The organism is Stenotrophomonas sp. YAU14D1_LEIMI4_1, from assembly GCF_003086815.1.
Classification (GTDB): Bacteria; Pseudomonadota; Gammaproteobacteria; order Xanthomonadales; family Xanthomonadaceae; genus Stenotrophomonas.
Genome location: NZ_CP025997.1, coordinates 3,656,030 through 3,679,276, shown reverse-complemented (window position 1 = coordinate 3,679,276; position 23,247 = coordinate 3,656,030). Strand labels below are relative to the sequence as shown.

22 protein-coding genes are annotated in these 23,247 nt (G+C 67.3%); 14 read left to right on the top strand and 8 right to left on the bottom strand.

Annotated elements, in window-relative coordinates:
* Positions 1-37 precede the first annotated feature (37 nt).
* The 5 genes from C1932_RS16935 (at position 38) to C1932_RS16915 (ending at position 6,799) form a co-directional block, all read left to right on the top strand.
* On the top strand, positions 38-928 hold the full coding sequence (locus tag C1932_RS16935; protein WP_108762945.1) for a LysR family transcriptional regulator: 891 nt from the start codon (positions 38-40) through the stop codon (positions 926-928).
* A 251-nt stretch (positions 929-1,179) separates the two neighbouring features.
* A complete protein-coding gene (gene yddG, locus C1932_RS16930) occupies positions 1,180-2,133 on the top strand; it encodes an aromatic amino acid DMT transporter YddG (RefSeq protein ID WP_108757213.1) in 954 nt (317 codons plus the stop codon).
* A 138-nt stretch (positions 2,134-2,271) separates the two neighbouring features.
* Positions 2,272-5,013: a TonB-dependent receptor gene (locus C1932_RS16925; RefSeq protein ID WP_108762944.1), complete on the top strand. Its 2,742-nt coding sequence runs from the start codon at positions 2,272-2,274 to the stop codon at positions 5,011-5,013.
* Between the two features lie 27 nt (positions 5,014-5,040).
* Positions 5,041-6,000 carry a pectinesterase family protein gene (locus tag C1932_RS16920; protein ID WP_108762943.1) on the top strand — a complete coding sequence of 320 codons (960 nt, stop codon included), beginning with the start codon at positions 5,041-5,043 and terminating at the stop codon, positions 5,998-6,000.
* Between the two features lie 367 nt (positions 6,001-6,367).
* Entirely contained in the window at positions 6,368-6,799 is a 432-nt protein-coding gene (locus C1932_RS16915; RefSeq protein WP_108750461.1) for a CBS domain-containing protein, read from the top strand.
* A gap of 166 nt (positions 6,800-6,965) precedes the next feature.
* On the opposite strand, the gene C1932_RS16910 is transcribed toward C1932_RS16915, so the two are convergent.
* The 3 genes from C1932_RS16910 to gloA form a co-directional block, all read right to left on the bottom strand.
* On the bottom strand, positions 6,966-7,796 hold the full coding sequence (locus C1932_RS16910) for a prolyl oligopeptidase family serine peptidase (protein WP_108762942.1): 831 nt from the start codon (positions 7,794-7,796) through the stop codon (positions 6,966-6,968).
* 77 nt (positions 7,797-7,873) lie between these two features.
* The gene (locus tag C1932_RS16905) at positions 7,874-8,302 is read right to left on the bottom strand and encodes a VOC family protein (RefSeq protein WP_108754214.1); all 429 of its coding nucleotides are present in this window, start codon (positions 8,300-8,302) and stop codon (positions 7,874-7,876) included.
* 93 nt (positions 8,303-8,395) lie between these two features.
* The gene (gloA, locus tag C1932_RS16900; RefSeq protein WP_108754213.1) at positions 8,396-8,914 is read right to left on the bottom strand and encodes a lactoylglutathione lyase; all 519 of its coding nucleotides are present in this window, start codon (positions 8,912-8,914) and stop codon (positions 8,396-8,398) included.
* A gap of 124 nt (positions 8,915-9,038) precedes the next feature.
* Between gloA and C1932_RS16895 the strand changes: the two genes are divergently transcribed.
* Entirely contained in the window at positions 9,039-10,151 is a 1,113-nt protein-coding gene (locus C1932_RS16895; protein ID WP_108754212.1) for a PLP-dependent cysteine synthase family protein, read from the top strand.
* 246 nt (positions 10,152-10,397) lie between these two features.
* Here C1932_RS16895 and C1932_RS16890 read toward each other — a convergent pair whose 3' ends face one another.
* Entirely contained in the window at positions 10,398-10,757 is a 360-nt protein-coding gene (locus C1932_RS16890; RefSeq protein ID WP_233615042.1) for a hypothetical protein, read from the bottom strand.
* A 217-nt stretch (positions 10,758-10,974) separates the two neighbouring features.
* Between C1932_RS16890 and C1932_RS16885 the strand changes: the two genes are divergently transcribed.
* On the top strand, positions 10,975-13,005 hold the full coding sequence (locus tag C1932_RS16885) for a M3 family metallopeptidase (RefSeq protein WP_108762941.1): 2,031 nt from the start codon (positions 10,975-10,977) through the stop codon (positions 13,003-13,005).
* A 120-nt stretch (positions 13,006-13,125) separates the two neighbouring features.
* Here C1932_RS16885 and C1932_RS16880 read toward each other — a convergent pair whose 3' ends face one another.
* Positions 13,126-13,929 carry an SDR family oxidoreductase gene (locus C1932_RS16880; RefSeq protein WP_108762940.1) on the bottom strand — a complete coding sequence of 268 codons (804 nt, stop codon included), beginning with the start codon at positions 13,927-13,929 and terminating at the stop codon, positions 13,126-13,128.
* A complete protein-coding gene (locus tag C1932_RS16875; protein WP_108754208.1) occupies positions 13,926-14,492 on the bottom strand; it encodes a DUF1415 domain-containing protein in 567 nt (188 codons plus the stop codon). Before C1932_RS16875 ends, C1932_RS16880 begins: the two co-directional genes overlap by 4 nt.
* 195 nt (positions 14,493-14,687) lie before the next feature.
* Between C1932_RS16875 and C1932_RS16870 the strand changes: the two genes are divergently transcribed.
* The 3 genes from C1932_RS16870 (at position 14,688) to C1932_RS16860 (ending at position 18,608) form a co-directional block, all read left to right on the top strand.
* The gene (locus C1932_RS16870) at positions 14,688-16,154 is read left to right on the top strand and encodes a benzaldehyde dehydrogenase (RefSeq protein ID WP_108762939.1); all 1,467 of its coding nucleotides are present in this window, start codon (positions 14,688-14,690) and stop codon (positions 16,152-16,154) included.
* 18 nt (positions 16,155-16,172) lie between these two features.
* A complete protein-coding gene (locus tag C1932_RS16865) occupies positions 16,173-17,300 on the top strand; it encodes an NAD(P)-dependent alcohol dehydrogenase (RefSeq protein ID WP_108762938.1) in 1,128 nt (375 codons plus the stop codon).
* Between the two features lie 222 nt (positions 17,301-17,522).
* Entirely contained in the window at positions 17,523-18,608 is a 1,086-nt protein-coding gene (locus C1932_RS16860; protein WP_234412175.1) for a helix-turn-helix domain-containing protein, read from the top strand.
* 28 nt (positions 18,609-18,636) lie between these two features.
* Here C1932_RS16860 and C1932_RS16855 read toward each other — a convergent pair whose 3' ends face one another.
* Entirely contained in the window at positions 18,637-19,119 is a 483-nt protein-coding gene (locus tag C1932_RS16855) for a YajQ family cyclic di-GMP-binding protein (protein WP_010481366.1), read from the bottom strand.
* Between the two features lie 148 nt (positions 19,120-19,267).
* Between C1932_RS16855 and C1932_RS16850 the strand changes: the two genes are divergently transcribed.
* The 3 genes from C1932_RS16850 (at position 19,268) to C1932_RS16840 (ending at position 22,044) form a co-directional block, all read left to right on the top strand.
* The gene (locus C1932_RS16850; protein ID WP_108762936.1) at positions 19,268-20,164 is read left to right on the top strand and encodes a DMT family transporter; all 897 of its coding nucleotides are present in this window, start codon (positions 19,268-19,270) and stop codon (positions 20,162-20,164) included.
* A gap of 186 nt (positions 20,165-20,350) precedes the next feature.
* The gene (locus C1932_RS16845) at positions 20,351-21,358 is read left to right on the top strand and encodes a methionine ABC transporter ATP-binding protein (RefSeq protein WP_108762935.1); all 1,008 of its coding nucleotides are present in this window, start codon (positions 20,351-20,353) and stop codon (positions 21,356-21,358) included.
* Complete coding sequence (locus tag C1932_RS16840) at positions 21,355-22,044, top strand: methionine ABC transporter permease (protein ID WP_108750474.1); 690 nt, start codon at positions 21,355-21,357, stop codon at positions 22,042-22,044. Before C1932_RS16845 ends, C1932_RS16840 begins: the two co-directional genes overlap by 4 nt.
* Before the next feature lie 86 nt (positions 22,045-22,130).
* On the opposite strand, the gene C1932_RS16835 is transcribed toward C1932_RS16840, so the two are convergent.
* Positions 22,131-22,739 (bottom strand): lipocalin family protein, encoded by a 609-nt coding sequence (locus C1932_RS16835; RefSeq protein ID WP_108762934.1) that lies wholly within the window; start codon positions 22,737-22,739, stop codon positions 22,131-22,133.
* A gap of 126 nt (positions 22,740-22,865) precedes the next feature.
* Between C1932_RS16835 and C1932_RS16830 the strand changes: the two genes are divergently transcribed.
* Entirely contained in the window at positions 22,866-23,189 is a 324-nt protein-coding gene (locus tag C1932_RS16830; RefSeq protein ID WP_108762933.1) for a hypothetical protein, read from the top strand.
* Positions 23,190-23,247 lie beyond the last annotated feature (58 nt).

Below are 23,247 nucleotides of genomic sequence, written 5' to 3'. Positions count from 1 at the left end.
GTCTAATGGCGACTTATCCCACGGATAAAATCTGCTTATGCATAATCCGCAATGGCTGCGCTCGTTTGCGGCCGTGGTCGCCCACGGCGGCTTCACCCGGGCGGCCCAGCAGCTTGGCCTGACCCAGGCGGCGGTAAGCCAGCACGTGCGCCATCTGGAAGACGAACTGGGGCCGCTGTTGATCCGCCGGCCGCGGCAGGTCGAGCTGACCCCGGCGGGCACCGCGTTGCTGGCCTTCATCCAGGACATGGAGCGCGCGCAGGGGCGCTTGCGGGCGAGCCTGTCGCAGACGGTTTCAGACCAGGGTGAGGTCAGCCTGATCAGCCCCGGCAGCGTGGGCCTGGCGCTGTATCCCATCCTGCTGGACTACCAGCGCAACCACCCGGGGCTGATGATCCGCCACCGCTTCGCGCCCGACCCGGAAGCGCTGCAGGCCGTGGTGAACAAACAGTACGAACTGGGCCTGGTGACGATGAAGCCGGACGACCCGCGCGTGGCCGCCTCGGCCTTCACCGAGGAAGTGCTGGAACTGGTGGTGCCTGCCGGTGCGCAGGCCGAAGACTGGGCAGATCTGCAGCGGCTGGGCTTCATCGACCACCCCGATGGGCGGGCGATGGCTACCCGCCTGTTGTCGCGGCGCTTCCCGGGCAACCCCGGGGTGGGCTCGCTGCCGGTGCACGGCTTCACCAACCAGGTCGCGCTGATCCTGGAACCGGTGTCGCGCGGCCTCGGCTTCACCGTCATTCCGCGCCACGCACGCGAATCGTTCGCACAGCCGGCGTTGATCGATACGGTGGAATGTGGCGATCCGGTGCGCGATACGCTGTGGCTGATCCACCGTGCGGAGTGGCCGTTGTCGGGCGCGGCGCAGTGGCTTGTGGAGCGCCTGCGCGGGCTGCCGCGCTTCCGCCGCGACCGCGCCACGTAGCGCCTGAACAGGGTTCTATTGCGGCGCAACATCGAAGGCGTACAATCCGCTCCGGCCAGTCGGCTGCTGTAACCCGCCTCCCGCCGTTTTCCCCTGCAACGCACAGTGCCGGGGCATTCCGGGGACGTCGCTACGGACCAGCGTACTTCCCAGGACTCACCTGTCCCCCTGTTCTGCCTGTCCCGTTGTCGGGGCCGGGCGCAGGCGGGCGCGTGCCTTTCAACCGAACTGCCCTTGTTGTCGTCGCCCCCATGTACGGCTTCCGCGCGCTGCGCGCTTCTGCGTCTCCCCATCTTCCTACCCTGATCGGCGCCAGTGCCGTGCTGCTGTGGAGCCCCACGCTGGGCATGCTGCGCACGATCAGCGAGATCTTCGGTGCCACCGGTGGCGCCGCACTGATCTTCACCGCTGCCGCGTTCTTTTCAGCGTTGATGCTGGGCATGCCGCGGCCTTCGCAGCTGCCGCGACGTTACCTGCTGCTGGGCGGTGCGTTGTTCATCGGTACCGAGGCGTCGCTGTCGCTGTCCATCGGCCTGGCCCACCACCGTGGGCAGGCGCTGGAACTGGTGATGATCAATTACCTGTGGCCGTGCCTGACCGTGCTGCTGACGGTGCTGACACGCATGCAGCGCGGCAACTGGCTGCTGCTGCCGGCCACGGTGCTGTGCCTGCTGGGCGTGGTGATGGTGGTGACCGGCGAGGGCGCGTGGTCGCCAGCGGTGCTGTGGGGCAACCTGCGCAGCAACCCGCTGGCCTATGCGCTGGCGCTGGGCGCGGCCTGCATGTGGGCTACCTATTCGCTGGTGACCAAGCGCATCGGCGGCACCCGCAATGCGGTACCGCTGTTCATGGCCGCCACCGCGGTGGTGCTGTGGCTGAAGTACCTGCTGGGCGATGCGCCGCCGCTGCACCTGCACTGGGGTGGGCTGGCCCAGGTGGCGGTGTTCGGCCTGCTGACCGCCACCGCCTATGGCTGCTGGAACCACGGCCTGCAGCACGGCAACGTCACTTCAATGGCGATCTTTTCCTACTTCGCGCCGGTGCTGTCGGTGCTGTGGAGCAGCCTGTGGCTGTCGCTGCAGCCGGGCATGGGTTTCGTGCGCGGGGTAGCCTGCGTCACCGCCGGTTCCCTGCTGTGCTGGTGGGCCACCCGCCCGCCGCGCGCGCTGCCACCGCCGGCGCCGCCGGCCGCTCATACCGCTTGATATCCCCTGGCTGCGTGAGGCGCCGTGTTGCGCCGCACGATGTTTCAGCCGGATGACACTGTTACGTTGCCTGTCCTCCGGTGTCATCGATTGATGCGCACCTACGACCGCCAGTAGCAGTGATTGCAAGGGATTTTCATGACGCACAGGCTGAATCGCAAAAAGACACCGGTTACCTTCGTTGCCAGCGCGCTGGCCAGCGCCGTGCTGCTGGCCCTGTCCGGCGCGGCCGCCGCGCAGGACAGCGGCGCCAACCCCACCGACCTGGATGCGGTGACCGTGACCGGCTATCGCGCCAGCGTGGAAAAGGCGCTGGACATCAAGCGCTCTGAAAAGGGCATGGTTGATGCGATCGTGGCCGAGGACATCGCCAACTTCCCCGATCTGAACCTGGCCGAGTCGCTGCAGCGCATTCCCGGGGTGACCATCACCCGCGACGCCGGCGAAGGCCGCAATATTTCCGTGCGCGGGCTGGGCCCCGATTTCACCCGCGTGCGCATCAACGGCCTGGAAGCACTGACCACCGTGGGCGGCTCGGACCAGTCCGGCGGCACCAACCGCAGCCGCGGCTTCGACTTCAACGTGTTCGCTTCGGACCTGTTCTCGCAGTTGATCGTGCGCAAGACCGCCTCGGCCGACGTGGAAGAGGGTTCGCTGGGCGCCACGGTGGACCTGCGCACCGCACGTCCGTTCGACTACGACGGTTTCACCTTCGCTGCCAGCGGGCAGGGCAGCTTCAACGATCTGTCGAACAAGGCCAGCCCGCGCGCGGCCGCGCTGATTGCCGATACCTGGGCCGATGGCCGCTTCGGTGGCCTGCTGTCGGTGGCCTATTCCGAGCGCCAAGTGCGCGAAGAAGGCAGCAACACCGGGCGCTGGTACAGCGCCAGCAGCAATGGCGGCTTCAATCCGGCGTCGCCGTTCACCGCCGGCCTGGCCGATGGCGTGTGGCACCCGTACTTCCCGCGCTACACGCTGTTGGAACACGACCAGAAACGCCTGGGCGTGACCGCCGCGCTGCAGTGGAAGCCGACCGACAACACCGAATTCGCGTTGGATGCGCTGTATTCGAAGATCGATACCGTGCGCAGCGAGAAGTACATCGAAGCGATCTCGTTCGCCTACTCGGCGCAGAAGCAGAACATGCTGCTGCGCGATGGCTACATCGATCCGACCTCCGGCGCGCTGCTGTACGGCGTGTTCGATGGTGCCGGCGTGCGCTCGGAACAGCGCCGCGACGAATGGAGCACCGAGTTCAAGCAGGTGTCGCTCAGTGGCGAACACCGCTTCAGCGATGCGTTCAAGATCAACCTGCTGGCCGGGCATTCCAGTTCCAAGCACGCCAACCCGGTGCAGACCACGTTGATCATGGACAAGGCCAACGTGGCCGGCTACAGCTACGATTTCCGCGACAGCGTCACCCACCCGACCTTCAACTACGGCATCGACCCCACCGACGCCAGTGGCTGGACCCTGGCCGAAGTGCGCCTGCGCCCGCAGTACGCCACCAATACCTTCGACACCGCCGCGCTGGATTTCAGCTGGAACTTCGGGCCGTCGTTCACCCTGAAGGGCGGTCTGCTGGCCAAGGACTACCAGTTCGACACCAGCGAATACCGTCGGCAGAGCGAGACGGTGGTGCCGGCGTTCGCCGATGGCAGCTACACCGTGCCGGCGGCGATGGTGGACATCGCGCGCCTGGGCGGCGTGGCCGGTGCGCCCGATGCCTGGGCCGTACCGGATCTTGCCGCGCTGTCGCAGCTGCTGGGCATTTACAGCGGGCAGGGCATCTACCAGCTGTACGAACGCAACGCCACGCGGCGCAGTGTGGAAGAGCGGGACCGCGGTGCCTGGCTGATGGGTGAGTTCGGCTTCGATATCGGCAGCGTGCCGGTGTCGGGCAACGTGGGCGTGCGCCGGGTGAAGACCACCCAGTCGTCCACCGGCTATTCCACCGTGGACGGTGCGATGGTGCTGACCCATGTCTCGCGCGATTACACCGACACGCTGCCCTCGCTGAACCTGGTGGCCGAGCTGGGCCCCGACGTGATGCTGCGCTTCGGTGCGGCCAAGGTGATGGCGCGGCCGGGACTGTCATCGCTTACGCCGGGCACCACCCTCAGCCTGTCCAGCGGCCACCGCTACGTGAACGGCGGCAACCCCAACCTGGACCCGATCCGCGCACGCACGCTGGACCTGGGCGTGGAATGGTACTTCCAGGAAGGCGGCCTGTTGGGCCTGGCGCTGTTCCACAAGGACATCGAAAGCTTCGTGCAGGGCACCAGCACGGTGATGCCGTTCACCGCCAGCGGCCTGCCGACCAGTCTGCTCGATGGCACCGGCGTATCGCCCAACGAGGACTTCACCTTCACCCGCCCGCTGAACACGCCCGGCGGAGACCTGAAGGGCGCCGAGTTCAACTATGTGCAGCCCTTCAGCTTCCTGCCCGGGCGCTGGAGCAACCTGGGCCTGCAGTTGAACTACACCTGGGTGGATTCGCAGATCCAGTACCTCACTTCCACCGGTGCGGCATCGCTGAAGACCGACCTGACCGGGCTGTCGAAGAATGCGTACAACAGCACGCTGTTCTACGAAGGCGAGAAGCTGGGCGCGCGCGTGTCCTACACCCACCGCGATGGCTACTACACGCAGGTGCCGGCCAGCGTGCAGGGCTTCAGCTTCCACGGCATGGATGCGGTGGACACGGTGGATGCCTCGATCAGCTGGAAGATCGACGACCAGCTGGAAATCAGCCTGGAAGCGATCAACCTGACCAACGAAACCAGCAACGAATGGGTGGGCACGACGGCGTGGAAGCTGCCGCTGACCTACACCCAGACCGGGCGCGAGTACCTGGTCGGCCTGCGCTACAAGTTCTGACCGTTGCCACGTCCAGCTGGAGCCAACATGCGTATTCCATGCCGTCGTTTCCTTCCCCTGGCGGTACTGCTGCTGTGTGCCAGCCTGCCGGCCACTGCCCGTGACTGGGTGGTGGCCGCCGATGGCAGCGGCGACTACCGCAGCGTGCAGGCCGCCATTGATGCGGTGCCCGATGGCAACCGCACGCGCCAGGTGATCGTGCTGCGCGAAGGCCTGTATCGCGGGGTAGTGAAAGTGCCCAAGGAAAAGAGCCGGGTAACGCTGCGCGGCGCGGGTGCGGGCGCCTCGATCATCAGCTGGAACAATTACGCCGATCTGGTCGACCCGGCCACCGGCAAGGCGATGCGCACCAGTGGCTCGGCCACGGTCTATGTGTACGGCGATGAGTTCATCGCCGAAGACCTGACCATCGAGAATACGGCCGGCAATGTCGGCCAAGCCTTGGCACTCTATGCGGCGCCGCCACGCGGTGGCTTCCGCAACGTGCGCCTGCTTGGCAACCAGGACACGCTGTACACCCACGAAGGCAGCGTGCTGCATTTCAAGGACTGCTATATCGAAGGCACGGTGGACTTCATCTTCGGCGCGGCCACCGCGTTGTTCGATGACTGCACGATCGTGTCCAAGGGCCGGCTGGGCTGGGTGACTGCTGCATCCACGCCGGAAGGCCAGCGCTTCGGTTACGTGTTCCGCCGTGCGCTGCTGCGCGGCGAAGGCGCGGGCACCACCTACCTGGGCCGGCCGTGGCGGCCGTTCGCGCGCACGGTGTTCCTGCAGTCCAACCTGGGCCCGCACATCGTGCAGGCCGGCTGGCACAACTGGGACAAGCCCGATGCCGAACGTACCACTTACTACGGCGAATTCGGCAGCACCGGGCCCGGTGCCTCGCCAGAGGAACGTGTGCCGTGGTCGCACCATCTGTCGGGCGATGAAGCGGCGCAGTACAGCACCGAGGCGGTGCTGGGCAGCTGGCGCCCGTTCCCCTGACTTTGCAGGGTCGGGCGGCTGCACGTGCGTCGGCCGGCGCGGCGCCAACTTTAGCGTTGACTTGCGGCTGTATTCAGCGCCGGTTTCAGCGCGGGTGCGATTCTCGGAATCGTCGACAGGTTCCACGACGAACTGTCCCACCGGTGCCGGTAGTGGCCGCACAGAGCAGTCGTAGAATCGAATCGACCGGGGCCTTCGCTGCTGCTGCAGCGCTCGGTTTCGATCGCGTTGCAGCACGCTGCCTGCCCACTGATTCCACCGGCAGGTGGCATGCGCCAGACGTGCGCTGAAAGGTCTGTTCCCGGGGAGGGGGCGATTCGGAAGAGCACACTTTTTTGACTTCAGTGACCTGCACCAGGAAACAAGAATGAACGTCCGCGAACTCCTGCAATCGAAGAAAGAAGCTGTCATCACCATCGACGCCGAAGACACGATCGGTGCCGCCGCGCACAAGATGAGCGCGAACCGTATCGCCGCGTTGGTCGTGGTCAAGGACGGTGCCCCGGTGGGCATCATTTCCGAAAAGGACATCGTGCGCGTGCTGGCCGACGACGGCCCGCAGGCCGGCCGCCGGGTCATTTCCACGCTGCCTTCCACCGGCCTGGAAGGCATTGCGCCGGACGCCACGCTGAAGCAGGCCATGTCGCTGATGACGTACTCGCGCCGCCGCCACCTGATGGTGACCGAGGGCAATACCCTGGTCGGCATCCTCAGCCTGGGCGATATCGTGAAGAACCTGCTGGGCGAGCTGGAGCTGGAAAAGGCCGTGCTGCAGGACATCTACATGGCGGCACACTGAGTGCCGTGTGCGCGCCGGGGTCGGCCCCGGCGCGCAGCAGGTCTTCGTACAGCGGAAAAGCTGCAACAACGCAGACGTTCCGATGTTCCGGTCCGCCGGGCATGGCCCGGCGCTACCGGTACGCACGATGACAAGTGCAACGGGCGTCGAACCTGCGGCCTGCGCGTCAGGGATGCGCGTCGAACCAGGCCAGCACGCGCGCCGGTGAACTGGCGAACCATTCATGCCCGCCCAGTGGTTCGGTATACAGCGCGGTTTCCAGGCCCTGGTCCTGCAGGCGGGTGAAGTAGCGGTTGGTGGTCCACCACGGCACAACCGTGTCGACGAAGCCCTGCAGGAACAGGGTGGGCGGATGGTCGGACGGCAGCACCGCGGGCACGTCGCACAGCGGCCCGCTGCAGGTGGCGTACGAGCCGGACTGGATGGCCAGCGCACGGAATTCACCCGGGAACGAAACGGCCATGCGGCTGGTGTTGTAGCCGCCGCTGGAAATGCCGGTGGCATAGCGCCGCAGCGGGTCGAGCGGGCCGAACTGGCCGGCGGCAATCGCATCGAAGACGTTGCTGAGGAAATCGTAATCGGTGCCCAGCTCGTAGGCCGCACTCAGGCCCGGCACGTTGGTCTGCCAGAACAGATCGGCCGGCGCGGCCGGTGCCACCACCGCGTAACCGTGGTCGAGCAGGGTCTGGATCAGCTTGCCTTCGTAATAGCCGCCAAACGGCTGGTTGCTGCGGTAATCGAAATTCTGCAGCGGGAAGAACGAGCCCTGGTAGACCAGTACCACCGGCCAGCCATGTGCCGGCGGTGTGCCCAGTGGCAGCTGGTAGGTCACCCGGCGCTGGCCGACTACGCCTGAATCGATCCACGCGGTCTGGTGCGTGCAGGTCACCCGCGCGGGGGTCAGCAGACCGCGTGGTGTATTGGTGCAGCGCGATTGCGCAGCGGCGTTCTGGCCCAGCAGGGCCCACAGCAACAGGCACGACAACCACATCCTCATTGCACGCTCCTTGCAGACAGGGACGGCGGGGATCATCCCATTGAGGTAGAGCGACGCGATCCCCTTCGTCGCTGGGTTCAGAAGGTGACTTTCACCGAGTCGGCGCTGTAGCGGGCAGGGCCGTGGTAGACCACTTCGATGTTGTTGCCATCGGGGTCGAGCACGAAGGCGCCGTAGTAGCCGGGGTGGTAGGGGCGCTCGCCGGGGGCGCCGTTGTCGGTGCCGCCAGCGGCCAGGGCGGCGCGGTGGAAGGCATCGACGGTGGCCGCATCACGGGCCTGGAACGCCAGATGGTGGCGGCCGGTCAGCTGGCCGGCGGCGGCCCCGCTGCTGGCGGTGGAAATGAACAGTTCGTCGGCCCAGAAATAGTCCGGGCCTTCGCCGGCTACCGGAATGCCGATCGTGTCGAACACCGCCTGGTAGAAGCGGCGGCTGGCGGCCAGGTCGCGCACCACCAGCTGCAGGTGGTCGATCAGGCGGCCGCGGTGCAGCTCCATCGTTTCCATACGCACCTCATCACGGGGGAACGGAGGGGATCAAGACGCTTGCGGCCCGATAGTGCCAGACCGTCCCCTCCGCTTCCGTGATCGGGTTGTGGATCAGGTATTGGCGATGATCTCGACCCAGTAGCCGTCCGGGTCCTTGATGAAGGCGATGTTCTTCATGCGACCGTCGGTCAGGCGCTTCTGGAACGGCACGCCCAGGTCCTCGAAGCGCTGGCAGGCCGCTTCCAGGGCCGGCACCGACACGCACAGGTGGCCGAAGCCGCGCGGGTCGCTGTTGCCGTCGTGGTAGACCGGGCCGTCCTGGCTTTCAGTGCCGTGGTTGTGGGTCAGTTCCAGCACGCCCGGCAGGCCGGCCATCCACACCCGGCGGGTGGCATCGTCTTCCGGCACGGTCACGCCGGCCGGCACGTAGGCCAGGAAGTACAGGCTGAACTGGGCTTCGGCGAAATCGCGCTTGTCGATCAGCTGGTAGCCCAGCACGCGGGTGTAGAAGTCCAGCGAGGCGGTGATGTCCTTCACCCGCAGCATGGTGTGGTTGAACACGAAGCCGTGGGTTTCGGCCGGGGCCTGGGCAGCCACGCCGGGAACGTCGCGCAGGGCGGCAAGGGTCATGGGGGAAGTCCTTCAGACAGGGCCGGGAACGGCCGGATGGGCCATTCTAACGGGCGCCCACCGTGCTGATTGCGACATACAATGGACGGATCGCACCGTTCCGTCCTGACAACGACTCTCCGCCATGTCGCAGCGTGAATGGGTGGCCGCCGCCATCCGCAAGATCGAAGCCGATTTCAATCGCTCCGCCGATACCCATCTGATCCCGCTGGCGCTGCCCGGGTTTGCCGGGATCGATGTCTATCTGAAGGACGAGTCGAGCCACCCCACCGGCAGCCTGAAGCACCGGCTGGCGCGCTCGCTGTTCCTGTATGCGCTGGCCAACGGCTGGCTGCGCGAAGGGCGGCCGGTGATCGAGGCCTCCAGCGGCTCCACCGCGGTGTCCGAAGCGTACTTCGCGCGCCTGCTGGGGCTGCCGTTCGTGGCGGTCATTCCGGCCAGCACGTCGCCGGAAAAGATCGCGGCCATCGAATTCCATGGTGGGCGCTGCCACCTGGTGGAGCGTGCCTGCGATCTGAACTGCGAATCCGAACGCCTGGCCCGCGAAACCGGCGGCCACTTCATGGACCAGTTCACCTATGCCGAACGCGCCACCGACTGGCGCGCCAACAACAACATCGCCGAGTCCATCTTCAAGCAGATGGCCGAAGAGCCCAGCCCGGTGCCGGACTGGATCGTGTGCAGCCCGGGCACCGGTGGCACCGCCGCCACCCTGGGCCGTTATGTCAGCTACCGCCGCCACGACACGCGCATCCTCTGCGCCGACCCGGAAGTCTCGGTGTTCTACGCCGGCTACCAGGCGGCCGTGGCCGGTGAACAGGACTGGCGTGGGCTGACCTGCAGCGGCGGTTCGCGCGTGGAAGGCATTGGCCGGCCGCGGGTGGAACCCAGCTTCATTCCGACCAGCGTGGATGCGATGGTGAAGGTGCCCGACGCGCTGAGCCTGGCCGCCATGCGCCATGTCAGCCGCCAGCTGGGTCGCCGCGTGGGCGGTTCCACCGGCACCAATTTCATCGGCGTGCTGCAGGCCGCGCAGTGGATGCGCGCAGCCGGGCGCAGCGGCAGCATCGTCAGCATCCTCTGCGATGCCGGCGAGCGCTACGCGCACAGCTATTACAACCCCGAGTGGTACCTGAAGCAGGGCATCGACGTGGACGGTGCCGATGCACAGCTGGCCGCCGCCGTGGCCGGGCAGGGGCTGCCCGAGCTGGCGTGCTGCAGTCTGGAAGCGCTGTAGGCACAACGGGGTAGTGGCAACGGGGTAATGGCAGCAGGGTAGAGTCGACTGTCAGTCGACTGCTTTTCGTTCAGATCGTCAGAATCCCGCGCCAGGGGGTAGAGTCGACTGTCAGTCGACTGCTCTTCGTTCAGATCGCCAGGATCCCGCGCTTGGGGGGTAGAGTCGACTGCTTTTCGTTCAGGTCGCCAGAATCCCGCGCTGTGCGCGCAAGTCGACTGACAGTCGACTCTACCCGACAGTCTCTCAATACCCCGCCGCCATGAACGCATCCAGCACCGCGTCGCGCAGTGCATCGGGCAGCGCCTCGATATCCATCGCGCGGTCATCCAGGTGCAGGTGCGGGTCCAGGCTGCTGGCACGCCCTTGGGCCAGTGCCTGCAGCCACAGCAGCACGCAGATCACGAACTCGCGCTCATGCCCGGGATGCAGATGGCTGGCGCCGCGTTCGATCACCTCGAACGGGTACCACTCCTGGGTCTCGTTCAAGCGACCGCCCTGCTGCTGCACGGCCTGCAACTGGGCAAGATGGCGCGGCGCATCGTCGCCGGCGTCGCACAACGCGGCGATCCAGGCCAGTTCGTTTGCACTGGCCGTCAGGGCCATCGACCGGCCCGGTGCTGCGGTTGGGGCTGGAGCCAGACCTTCCATGTGGGGCCTCGTCGGTACGTACCGCTGCGGTCTCCCCCGCGCGGCCAGCTTCGGCGCGGTGCCGTAAGGCCGGTGTGAATGCCCGGCACGCCGCCCCCTTGTCTGCCGGCCCCGCCAGCGCCATATCGGGGCTGATGCCCGCGCGCCGGGCCTGTTCCCCTGGAGATCTGTCGTGACCGATGCCAACCCCCTGCTCGATTTTTCCGGCCTGCCGCGCTTCGAGGCGATCCGCCCCGAGCACGTGGCACCGGCGCTGGATGTGCTGCTGGCCCAGGCCGAGGCGGCGGTCAGCGCGGCCGAGCAGGTGCAGCCGGTTACCTGGCAGACCTTCGTAACCCCGCTGGACGATGCCACCGAGCGCCTGTGGCGCGCCTGGGGCCTGGTCAGCCATCTGCAGGGCGTGGTGAACACCCCTGAGCTGCGCGAGGCCTACAACAGCAACCTGCCGCGGGTGACCCGCTTCGCCAGTGCGCTGGGCCAGAATCTGGCACTGTTCCGCCAGTATCAGGCCCTGGCCGCCAGCGCCGAAGCGGCGCACTTCGATACGGCCCAGCGCAAGGTGCTGGACAACACGCTGCGTGACTTCCGCCTGGGCGGTGCCGAGCTGGAACCGGCCGCGCAGCAGCGCTTCGCGGCAATCAAGGAGGAGCTGTCGGCACTGTCGGCGAAGTTCTCGCAGAACGTGCTCGATGCCACCGACGCCTGGTCGCTGGTGGTGGACGACGAAACGCGCCTGGCCGGTGTGCCCGACGACGTGAAGGCCGCCGCGCGTGCGGCCGCACAGAAGGACGGCCACGATGGCTGGAAGCTGACCCTGCAGATGCCGTGCTATCTGCCGGTGCAGACCTGGGGCGAAGACCGCGACCTGCGCGAGATCCTGTACCGCGCCAGCGCGCAGCGCGCCTCGGAATTCGGCGACGACGCGCTGGACAACAGCGGCAACATCGACCGCATCCTGGCCCTGCGTGGCGAGCTGGCGGCGCTGCTGGGCTTCGCCTCCTACGGCGACTACTCGGTGGCCACCAAGATGGCGCAGGACCCGGCCGAAGTGCTGGGCTTCCTGCGTGACCTGGCCGTGCGTGCCAAGCCGTTCGCCGCACAGGATCGCGCTGAACTGGAACAGTTCGCCAGCGAACAGCTGGGCATCGCACCGCTGCAGGCCTGGGACCTGGCCTTCGCCGCCGACCGCCTGAAGCAGGCGCGCTACAGCTATTCCGAGCAGCAGGTGAAGCAGTACTTCACCGAACCGAAGGTGCTGGCCGGCCTGTTCGCGGTGATCGAGCAGCTGTACGGCCTGCGCGTGCAGCCCGACAGCGCACCGGTCTGGCATGACGACGTGCGCTTCTTCCGGCTGGTGGATGCGCAGGGCGCGCTGGTGGGCCAGTTCTACCTGGACCTGTACGCGCGCGAAGGCAAGCGCGGTGGCGCGTGGATGGACGACTGCCGTAACCGCCGCGTTCGCGCCGATGGCAGCGTGCAGACGCCGCTGGTCTATCTGGTGTGCAACTTCGGCCGCGGTGCCGACGGCAAGCCGGCCACCTTCAGCCACAACGAAGTCACCACCCTGTTCCATGAAATGGGCCATGGCCTGCACCAGCTGCTGACCCGCATCGGCGAACTGGGCGTGGCCGGCATCAACGGCGTTGAATGGGACGCGGTGGAGCTGCCCAGCCAGTTCATGGAGAACTTCTGCTGGGAATGGGACCACCTGCAGGCGATGACCGCGCACGTGGACAGTGGCGAGCCGCTGCCGCGCGCGCTGTACGAGCGCATGCTGGCCGCGCGCAACTTCCATAGCGGCATGGCGACCGTGCGCCAGCTTGAATTCGGCCTGTTCGACATGCTGCTGCACAGCCAGTTCGAACCGGCGCAGGACAGCGTGCTGGCGTTGCTGGATCGCGTGCGCGCGGAAGTGGCGGTAAACCATCCGCCGGTGTGGAACCGCTTCCCGCACCAGTTCAGCCATATCTTCGCCGGTGGCTATGCGGCGGGCTATTACAGCTACAAGTGGGCCGAAGTGCTGAGTGCCGATGCGTATGCGGCTTTCGAAGAAGCGCCGCAGGCGCTGGCCGAAACCGGTGCGCGTTTCCGCGACGAGATTCTTTCGCGCGGCGGCAGCCGTGCCGCGGCGGAGAACTTCAAGGCCTTCCGCGGCCGCGCACCGCAGATCGACGCGCTGCTGCGGCATTCGGGCATGGCGTAACGCGGCGGTGCTGCGGTGGGCGCCAACCTTGAAGCGGTGGTGCTGTGGTAGGTGCCAACCTTGGTTGGCACTTGCTGGCAATCGTGCGGACCAAGGTCCGCACCTACCGGCAGCGGTGCTCTACTCGGCGTAGATCATCTTCCGGGTCATGCCGCCGTCCACGATGAAATCCTGGCCGGTGCTGAAGCCGGACAGCGAGGACAGCAGGTACACCGCCAGCGCGCCGATGTCTTCGGGCTGGCCCACGCGGCCCACCGGGTGTTGGGCGTGGTCGCTGGCCGAATAGTCCGCCGCGTGGCGGCGCGACGGCGCCTGCCAGGCACTGGTGCCGATCCAGCCCGGGCTGATGCTGTTCACCCGCACCGCCGGCCCGGCACTGATGGCCAGTGCATGGGTGAAGGCCACCAGGCCACCCTTGGCGGCGGCGTAGGCTTCGCTGTGCGCTTCGGACTGCCAGGCACGGGTGGAAGCGATGTTGATCACCGCGCCTGCGCCACTGGCGGTCAGTGCCGGCAGCGCGTGCTTGCAGCACAGGAACGCGCCATGCAGCGACGACAGCCGCCGCTGCCATTCATCCCAGTCCATGTTTTCCAGGGTGGTGCCATGCGGTCCGGCGATGCCGGCGTTGTTCACCAGGCCATCGATGCGGCCGAAGCGCTGCTGCGCCACGGCAATGAAATCGCGCACGCTGCCTTCGTCGGCAATGTCCAGGCGCTGGAACGCGGCATCATCGCCGCGCTGCCATTCGTCCAGGCAGGCCTGGCCCGCCTCGATGTCCAGATCGCCGATCAGCACTCGGCCGCCGGCCCCCAGCACCGCCTGGGCGATGCCGCGGCCAATGCCATTGGCACCGCCGGTGACCAGCACCACCTTGCCCTGCAGGGGCGCCGCAGGCCACGTGGCGATCGGCGGTGCCGCGCTCACGACAGGTCTTCCCCGCGCAGGCGGCGGTACCAGCCGTCCACGCCAATGCGGTCCAGGGTCTGGATGTTGCGCTCCACGATCACATCCGGGTCCGGGAAGGCGTCCACCGCGCGCGCCACGCTGTCTTCGCGCAGCAGGTGCAGGGTAGGGAAGGGCGCCCGGTTGGTGTAGTTGCTGGCATCGTCAGCGGCCACGCCGTCGAACTGGTAATCCGGGTGGAAGCTGGCCACCTGCAGGATGCCCTGCAGGTCCAGTGCCTCGATCGCCGCGTCGGCGTTGTCCAGGAAATCGTTGTAGTCCAGGAAATCCACCAGCACCTGCGGATGCACGATCAGCGTGGTGTCGATCTGTTCGGCCGGGGTGTCGCGCAGCAGCACCAGCTCTTCGGCCAACTGTTCCACCAGCGCTTCCGGCGTGGTGGCATCGCTCAGCACGAAACGCACCTGGTCCTTCACGTACACGGCCTTGGCGAACGGGCACAGGTTCAGGCCGATCACGATGCGCTCCAGCCACAGGCGGGTGGCGGCGATCGGATCATCGGTGGGCAGGGCGGTATCGGTCATGGCGGGCACATCGGCTGGCGGGGCCGCCATTGTAGGCGCGCGGTCACCGCCGCGCTGTTCACTGTCCACGAACTGGACAGCGGCGATGCTGGAAAGCCGTGCCTGTTCAAGCACATGGCCGCGCACAGCCAATGGCCGATTGCCGCCCCGGCAGTGAAAGGCGTGCAATGGCCCCACGTAACTGGAGGACCCAACATGACTGCATCTTCCCCGTGGCTGCCGGCCGATCTCTGGTCCGGTGCTTTTTTCGATGGCCAGTGGCGCGCCGCCGCGCAGCAGCAGCCGGTGCTTGAACCGGCCACCGGCCAGACGCTGGGCCAGATGGGCCTGGCTGATGCCGCGCAGGTGGCACGTTCGGCCGCGGCCGCCGCGCAGGCGCAGCGCGACTGGGCCGCCGCGCCCTACGAGCAGCGCGCGCAGGTGCTGCGCCAGGCCGCGCGCCTGGCCGAAGACAACATCGACACGCTGGTGGACTGGCTGGTGCGCGAAAGCGGCTCGACCCGCCTGAAGGCCGGTTTCGAGGCCAAGGTGACCATCAAGGCGCTGCATGAAGCGGCGGCGCTGCCCTCGCGCAGCACCGGCGAAATCCTGCCCTCCGAACCGGGCCGGCTGAACCTGGCGCGGCGCCGCCCGCTGGGCGTGGTCGGGGTCATTTCGCCGTTCAACTTCCCGCTGTACCTGGCCATGCGCGCGGTGGCACCGGCCATCGCGCTGGGCAATGCGGTGGTGCTCAAGCCCGATCCGCGCACGGCGGTCTGCGGTGGCGCGGTCATCGCCCGCCTGTTCGAACAGGCCGGGCTGCCCGCTGGCGTGCTGCACATGCTGCCCGGTGATGGTGCCGCCGGTGCCGCGCTGACCAGCGACCCGCACGTGGCGATGATCCAGTTCACCGGTTCCACCGCGGCCGGCCGCAAGGTGGGCGAAGCGGCCGGCAAGCACCTGAAGAAGGTCTCGCTGGAACTGGGCGGCAAGAATTCGCTGATCATCCTGGACGATGCCGATCTGGATCTGGCCGTGGCCAACACCGCCTGGGGCGTGTACCTGCACCAGGGCCAGATCTGCATGGCCACCGGCCGTGTGCTGGTGCACCGGAAGATCCACGCTGCCTTCCTGGAAAAGCTGGTGGCCAAGGCGAAGTCGCTGAAGGTGGGCGATCCGGCGCGCGAAGACGTGGCCATTGGGCCGCTGATCAACGCCACCCAGCGTGACCATGCCGCACGCGTAGTGGCCGATGCGGTGCAGGCCGGTGCCACGCTGGAAGCCGGTGGTACCCACCAGGACCTGTTCTTCGCCCCCACCGTGCTGGGCAACGTGGCCGCCGACAACCCGGCATTCAACGAAGAAATCTTCGCGCCGGTGGCGGTGGTGGTGCCGTTCGACGATGACGACCATGCAGTGCAGCTGGCCAACGACAGCGAATACGGTCTGTCGATGGCCATCGTGTCCAGCAACGTGGGCCGCGCGCTGAAGCTGGGCGAGCGCCTTCGCACCGGCCTGCTGCACATCAACGACCAGACGGTGAATGACGAAGTGATCAATCCCTTCGGCGGCGTGGGTGCGTCCGGCAACGGCACCAGCATCGGCGGCCCGGCGAACTGGGAAGAATTCACCCAGTGGCAGTGGATGACCGTCAAGGGCGAAGCGCCCGCCTACCCGATCTGATCCAGGAGGAACATCGCGATGAGCAACACTACTGCAGGCCGTGACATCACCGCGGCCGTCGTGCGCGGCAAGGAACAACCCTTCGTGATCGAGCAGGCGCGCCTGCGCGGTCCGCAGGACGACGAAGTGCTGGTGAAGGTGGTGGCCACCGGTCTGTGCCACACCGACCTGATCGTGCGCGACCAGTACTACCCGGTGCCGTTGCCGGCGGTGCTGGGCCACGAAGGTGCGGGCATCGTCGAAGCCGTAGGCCCGAACGTGCGTGACCTGAAGGTGGGCGACCACGTGGTGCTGACCTACGGCGCCTGCGGCCATTGCAACCCGTGCCGCGGCGGCCATGGCGCCTACTGCAAGGATTTCTTCGGGCTCAACTTCGGCGGCGATGATGGCCACGGCCATACCGCCATCACCGATGCGCAGGGGCAGCCGTTGCACGATCATTTCTTCGCGCAGTCCTCCTTCGCCACCTTCGCCATCGCGCGCGAGATCAATGCGATCAAGGTGCCCGACGATGCGCCGCTGGAACTGCTGGGCCCGCTGGGCTGCGGCATCCAGACCGGTGCCGGTGCGGTGCTCAATTCGCTGCAGGTGCGTTCGGGCAGCAGCTTCGCCAGCTATGGTGCCGGTGCGGTGGGCCTGAGTGCGGTGATGGCGGCCAAGGTGGCCGGCGCGACCATCATCATCGCCATTGATGTGGTGCCGTCGCGGTTGGAACTGGCGCTGGAACTGGGCGCCACCCACGTGGTGAACAGCCGCGAGACCGACGTGATCGAGGCGGTGCGTGCGATCACCGGCGGCGGTGCGGATTACGCGCTGGAATCCACCGGTCGCCCGGAAGTGCTGTCGGCCGGCATCGAGGCGCTGGGTGGGCTGGGCATGATGGGTGTGGTGGGCGCGCCGAAGCTGGGCACCACGGCCAGTTTCGATGTGAACAACCTGCTGCTGGGCGGGCGCAGCATCCGCGGCATCGTGGAAGGTGACAGCGTGCCGCAGGTGTTCATTCCGCAGCTGGTGACGCTGTACCAGCAGGGCCGGTTCCCGTTCGACAAGCTGGTGAAGTTCTACCCGCTTGAGCAGATCAACCAGGCGGCCGAGGACAGCACCAAGGGCATTACGTTGAAGCCGATCCTGCGTATTGCAGCGTAAGGATGGGGTGGGTTGCAGGGCTGCGCCCTGCACCTGCTGTAGAGTCGAGCCATGCTCGACTGAAGCAACGTCAAAAGCTGGCTACCTGACGGTTGGCGGGGTAGGTCCGATTGCGGGGGACGAGCAAGGGGTCGGATCCGTTTTCCAGAGGAAAACGGCTCTGACCCCGCCAACGACCACATAACGCGGGCATGGCACGGGTGGGTGTACGCTGTTGCGATGATGGCCACGACAGTCGGGCAACAACAGTTGGTGGCGGCGCGCGATGCGTTCGTCGAGGGCGATATGGCGTCGCTGGCCGGGCTGCCGTTGCCCCTGCAGCAGTCCTGGCAGCGCTCGCGGGCGGCCGGGGTGCTGCCCGGGCAGGAACCGTACTACCCGCCGCTGCAGGGCGATGGCCGGCGCCTGCGCGATGCCGACGACCGTCGCCTGGCGCGCTGCGTGCAGCCGGAACTGGAACAGTTGTGGGCGGCCTTCGGCGGGCGTGGCTGGACGATGTTCTGTGCCAACCGCCACGGCATGGTGATCGCGCAGCAGGCCCACGGCCTGGAAGATGCCGCCTTGCTGCGGCCGATCCAGGTCGGGCGGCAGCTGGGTGAAGCGGAGATCGGCACCACCGCGCCGGCGGTCAGCCTGGCCGACGACATGCCCGCCCTGGTGCGCGGCAACGAGCATTACCTGCAGCGCTTCGCGCCGGTGTTCTGCCTGAGTGAGCCGCTGCACGATCTGGACGGCCAGGTCTGCGGGGCGATCGACATCACCGGGCTGGGCGAGCGTGATCCGGCGCTGCTGCAGGGCTATTTCCGGCAGGCCGCGCTGGCCAGTGAGAACCGCCTGTTCCAGACCTTGGCCGATGTGCACCTGCTCGCCGTGCAGCATGATCCGCGCTGGCTGGCCACGCCGTTGCAGGGGCTGCTGGCGGTGCAGGAGGACGGGCAACTGCGCGCAGCCAACCGCGTGGGGCGGCGCCTGCTGGGGCTGCCGCGGCGGGGGCCTTTACCGCTGCTGTCGATGGAAACCGTGTTTGCTGGCGCCAGCGCGGCGCAGCGTCGCCATCTGCTGCAGCCTGGCCCGGCGCACCGGGTGCGGCTGGGCGAGGGCAGTGCGGTCTATCTGCAGCACCTGCGGGCACCGCGCGCACCGCGTACAGGTACGGCGGCGCCTGCAGCGGTGGCTGCTGCGCCACTGCGCGAGCAGCAGCGCGAAGCGGCGCGACGTGCGGCACATGCCGCCGATGGCAACCTGAGCCTGGCCGCACGCCAGTTGGGCGTCTCGCGTACCACGCTGTACAAGCTGCTGCGCGAGTGACGCCGCCGGGCCATGCCCGGCGAAAGAATCAATCGCGGAAGTTGTTGAACTGCAGCGGCAGTTCGAACTTGCCGGCCTTCAGCACCGCAATCGCATCCTGCAGGTCGTCGCGCTTCTTGCCCTGCACGCGCAGCTTGTCGCCGTTGATCTGGCTTTCCACCTTCAGCTTGGCTTCCTTCAGCGCTGCGGCGATCTTCTTGGCGATCTTCTGCTCGATGCCCTGCTTGACGGTGATCTTCTGCCGGGCCTGGGCCAGGTTGGTTTCGATATCGCCAAACTCCAGGCTCAGCACGTCGATGCCACGCGCAGCCAGGCGCGCGCGCAGGATGTCGTTCATCTGCTTGAGCTGGAATTCGGTCGGTGCGGTCTGGTTGATCACATCGCCATCGCGCTCGAACTTCGCATCCACGCCCTTGAAGTCGAAGCGGGTGGCGAGTTCGCGGTTGGCCTGGTCGATGGCGTTGGTCAGCTCGTGGGTGTCGACTTCAGACACGACGTCGAAGGAAGGCATGGGCGTGGCTCCGCGGAATTCAGTGGCGGCCATTCTATCGCGTGGGCCCCGCGGTGTTTGTAGAGTCGAGCCATGCTCGACTGCCGCGTGAAAGCCAGTCGAGCATGGCTCGACTCTACAGACGGCGGTTGCCGGGCGATAATGGGCCATGAACCTGCAACGCTCCCCTTCGCGCGCGGTGGCCTGGATGGTCGCGGCGGTGGCCTGTTTCTCGCTGATGGACGCCGGCATGAAGCAGCTGTCGGCCAGTTATCCCTCGCTGGAAGTCACCTTCCTGCGCGGAGCGGCCTCGCTGCCCTTCGTGCTGGTCTGGGTGCTGGCCAGCGCCGGCCCGCGCTCGCTCATTCCACGTCGCTGGGGCCTGCATCTGCTGCGCGGTGGGCTGGGCATGGCAATGATCGGCTGCTTCGTGTTCGCCCTGCGTGACCTGCCGCTGTCCACCGCCTACAGCATCTATTTCGTCGCCCCGCTGCTGATTGCCGCGCTGTCGGTGCCGTTGCTGGGCGAGCGGGTGGGGCCGCGCCGCTGGGTGGCCATCGGCGTCGGCCTGCTGGGGGTGATCGTGGTGCTGCGGCCGGGCGTGGACGGCTTCATTTCCATCCCCGGCCTGATGGTGCTGGCTGCGGCCACGGCCTACGCCATCGCCGCCATCACCGTCAGCCTGCTCACCCGCACCGATACCTCGCAGTCGATGGTGGTCTGGTTCCTGGTAATCATGGCCATCGGTGCGGGCCTGCTGGCGCTGCCCGACTGGGTGCCGCTGCAGCTGGCCCACGCGCCGTTGATCGCCGGCATGGGACTGGCCGGCGCTCTGGGCCAGATTGCCCTGACCCGGGCCTTCCAGCTGGGCGAGGCGTCGATGATCGCGCCGCTGGAGTACAGCGGCCTGGTCTGGGTGATCGGCTGGGACCTGGCGTTCTGGGGCCAGCTGCCGGACGCCTACACCTGGGTGGGCGCGGCCATCATCGTGGCCTCGGGCCTGTACCTGCTGCACCGGGAACGCCTGAACCAGGTGCAGCCGCCGAAGCCGCTGGATCACCCCTGAACCTGTCCGGGATGGGGTCAGAGCCCCTGCGGGGATCCGACCCCGGGGTCAGATCCCCGCCGTCATCCCCGGTACACGCGGCTTAGAACCAAAAGGAATAACATTCTGGCCCAAGGCGCAGGCGCGGAACCGCCGGCGCTGGTAGGCTGCACGCCCCTTCTTCCGCCCCGCCGGTGAGCCACGTCCGTGATCGAGTTCCAGCGCCTGCACAAATCCTATGCCGTTGCCGGCCGCCAAGTGAGCGCGCTGCAACCGCTGGACCTGACCATCGAGGCCGGCGAAGTGTTCGGCATCATCGGCCATTCCGGCGCGGGCAAATCCACCCTGATCCGCATGATCAACCGCCTGGAAGAACCCAGCGGTGGCAAGCTGCTGATCGGTGGTGAAGACATGACGGCGCTGGATGCCGACGGCCTGCGCGCGCTGCGCCGTCGCATCGGCATGATCTTCCAGCACTTCAACCTGCTGTCTTCGCGCACGGTGGCCGGCAACGTGGCCTTCCCGCTGGAACTGGCCGGCACGCCGAAGGCCGAGATCGACGCGCGCGTGGCCGAGCTGTTGCAGACCGTCGGCCTGCAGGACCACGCCACGAAGTACCCGGCGCAGTTGTCCGGTGGGCAGAAGCAGCGCGTGGGTATTGCCCGCGCGCTGGCCACCCGCCCGCAGATCCTGCTGTGCGACGAAGCCACCAGCGCGCTGGATCCGCAGACCACCGCGTCGGTGCTGGCGCTGCTGTCGAAGATCAACCGCGAGCTGGGCCTGACCATCGTGCTGATCACCCACGAAATGGATGTGATCCGCCGCGTCTGTGATCGCGTGGCCGTGCTCGATGGCGGCCACCTGGTGGAAACCGGTCCGGTCACCCAGGTGTTCCTGCATCCGCAGCACGCCACCACGCGGCGCTTCGTCAGCGAATCCGAACACGTGGACGAAGGCGTACTGCACCGCGATTTCGACGTGGTGGGCGGGCGCATCGTGCGCCTGACCTTCCTCGGCGGTGACACCTACGAGCCGTTGCTGGGCCGCGTGGCCCGCGAAACCGGCATCGACTACAACATCCTGTCCGGCCGCATCGACCGGATCAAGGACACCCCGTATGGCCAGCTGGTGGTTGCCCTGGTGGGCGGCGACCAGTCCGCCGCGCAGGCCGCGTTCGTGGCTGCCGGCGTGCACGTTGAGGAACTGCGCCGATGATCGTCGCCACTGCTGAAGGTTTCTTCCGCCACCTGGATGCCAACAAATGGGTGGATATCGGCAAGGCCACCATCGAGACGTTGCTGATGATGGCCGGCTCGCTGCCGCTCACCCTGGCCATCGGCCTGCCGATGGGCGTGCTGCTGTATGTGTTCGGTGCGCCGCAGATGAAGCGCCGGCCGTTGGCGTACGGCGTGCTGGCGATCGTGGTGAACCTGCTGCGTTCGGTGCCCTTCATCATCCTGATGGTGGTGCTGATTCCGGTGTCGCTGTGGCTGATGGGCCAGTCGATCGGCGTGCTTGGCACGCTGCCGGCGCTGGTGATCGGCGCGGCGCCGTTCTATGCGCGCCTGGTTGAAACCGCCCTGCGCGAAGTGGACCGCGGCGTGGTCGAGGCGGCGCAGTCGATGGGCGCCACCACCTGGCAGCTGGTCACGCGGGTGCTGCTGCCTGAAGCCCGGCCGGGCCTGATCGCGGCCGCTACCGTCACCACGGTGGCCCTGGTCGGCTTCACCGCCATGGGCGGTGCGATCGGTTCAGGCGGCCTGGGCGACCTGGCGCTGCGCGAAGGCTACCAGCGCAACCGCACCGACGTGGCCCTGGTCACTGTGGTGGTGCTGCTGATCCTGGTGCAGCTGCTGCAGATGCTGGGCGACCGCCTGGTCGCGCACTACACCCGCAAGTAACCGGTCTATCCGCCGGGCGTGGCCCGGCGCTACCGCGATGATCGCGCGGCTACGGTAGCGCCGGGCCATGCCCGGCGAACGCTCTCTCAGCGCACGTTCGGCACTTCGTAACCGAGCTTGCCCACCTGTTCGGGGTGCTGCGGCACGCGCTTGAGCTTGTCGGTGTTCACGCCGTACTCGTCACGCAGGCGCTCGGCCAGTTCCTTGTACAGCGCTTTGTCCATGTCCGGCTGGCGGGCGAAGATCCAGGCCATTTCACGGCCGGGATAGCCGATCAGCGCCCACGAATAGTCCGGCGCCACTTCCAGCACGCGCGAATGGGTCGGTACCACCCGGTAGAACCAGGTGCGCCACGCGTGGTTGCCACTGTCCGCATCGACGCTGGCGCGCGCCCGCACTTCCTGCAGCGGCTGGCCGAAGCCATCGCGGTAACGGTAGGTGATGGCGACCTTGTGGTCGTCGCGCAGTTCGTACTGGTTGACGCTGGCCACGTGGCCACGTTCGATGAAGTTCGGCACGCGGCCGATCACATACCAGGTGCCCATGAAACGCTGCAGGTCGACCGGGGCATCCGGATCGATGGCCGTACGGTCAGGCAGCGCGCTGCGCGATGCCGGCGGATCTTCGGCAGCCAGCGCGGTGCCTCCCAGTGACAGGGCAAACAGCATGGCGCAGAACGGGCGGATCAGGGACATGCGGGAGCGGGCTCCAAAAGGCTTGCCCGCGCATGGTCACTGGGTGCAGCCGATCCGTCAATGGTGTCGCAGCCGGTGAGAAGCGTTGCCGCCACGCTGTGCACCATCGACCACGGGAGACCGACCATGAACGCACGCACCGCACATCGCCCCTCAGCTGAACGCCTCAGGCAGCGCCCCGATCCGCGCGTGCTGCGCCAGGTGCAGCAGCTGGCCCTGGCGGGCGTGGCGCTGGTGCTGGTGTGGCCGGCCGCGCGTGGCCACCACGCCTGGCTGGGCTGGGCGCCGCTGTGGCTGGTGGGCATGCCGCTGGTGGCGTGGTGGGCCCTGCTGGGCTGTCCGTTGCCGCTGCGGGCGGCCCTGCGGCGGCTGCGCGGGCCGCAGCAGCAGGCACGGCGGCGTCCGGCCCGCAGGCCGCGGCGCGCGCGTGGGCAGGCGGCTACGGCCTGACCTTCGACACGGGGGCGTCCCGGCCGAACCGTGCTAGCGTTCCACGGCTTATGACTGC